This is a genomic window from Novosphingobium sp. TCA1 (assembly GCF_009811895.1).
Taxonomy (GTDB): domain Bacteria; phylum Pseudomonadota; class Alphaproteobacteria; order Sphingomonadales; family Sphingomonadaceae; genus Novosphingobium; species Novosphingobium panipatense_A.
The window spans coordinates 1-951 of record NZ_BLJH01000119.1 but is presented as its reverse complement, the minus strand read 5'-3'; the positions used below and the strand labels follow the sequence as shown (position 1 = coordinate 951).

The following is a 951-nucleotide window of genomic DNA, read 5'->3' as shown; positions in this document are numbered from 1 at the left end:
ATGTCCATTACCCGCGCGGGTAATCCGGCCGCGCTTGGTACGAGCGCCGCTGGAATGCTCGGAGGGCACCAGGCCGACATAGGCCATCAACTGTTTTGGGTTGTCGAAGCGAGTGAGATCACCGACCTCGGCGACCAGCGTAGCGGCGACGATCAGCCTAATGCCGCGCAAGGCCTGGAGATTGTGGACCAGCGCTCCGAAATGCCAGGCTTGCATTGCTTCGCCCAGCGCGGCCTCGAGGCGACCGACCCGTGCCTGAGCCTCCAGCACCCGCTTTTGCATTTCCTCAAAGGCCAGCTGCTGGTGCGGGAAGTCGAAGCGCTGTTCCGATAACCACCGCCAGTACATCTTCGTCCAGGCCGTCTTGCCGCCAAAACGACGATCGTGGCGGAGCAGGAAACTTCGCACTGCCTGCCGCGCCTCGGTAGCATTTTCCTGAGCGCTTCGCCGGGCCCGGATCAGGTCGCGCACCGCCTCGTGGGCTTCGTCCGGCACCCAGATCGCGGTGAGCTCGCCGGCACGCAGCAGCCCCGCCAACGTCATCGCATCACGCCGGTCGGTTTTTACGTGATCCCCCGGCCGTCTCGGCATCATTGAGGGGGCGATAACGATACAAGCCTGTCCCAGTTTCGTCAGAAGCCGGTGCAAACCATAGCCGCAAGGGCCAGCCTCATAGCAGACGCTCAAAGTTACATCCGGCGCCGCCAGTCGCTTGACCAGCCTTCTGACTGCGTCGTCCTCATTGACGATTGTGCCTACAAAGCGCACCTCGCCTCCGCGTTCTCCATCAGCGACTGCGACCGCGATGGTTTCCTTGTGCACGTCCAAACCGACATATTTCACTGCCTGTGTCATGACTCGCCTCCGTTGCTCACCAATCCAACGTCAGCATCTCAGATTTGAGCCCTTGAGGCTCCGGCAGTCATTGGGTCTAAGCGCCGGCGTCCTTGG

At 61.9% G+C, this 951-nt stretch carries 1 protein-coding gene; it reads right to left on the bottom strand.

Annotated features, from left to right (window positions below):
* Positions 1 to 855 (bottom strand): IS110 family transposase (locus NTCA1_RS28320; protein WP_159832504.1); only part of this gene is annotated, 855 nt, incomplete at its 3' end.
* Between the last annotated feature and the right edge of the window lie 96 nt (positions 856 to 951).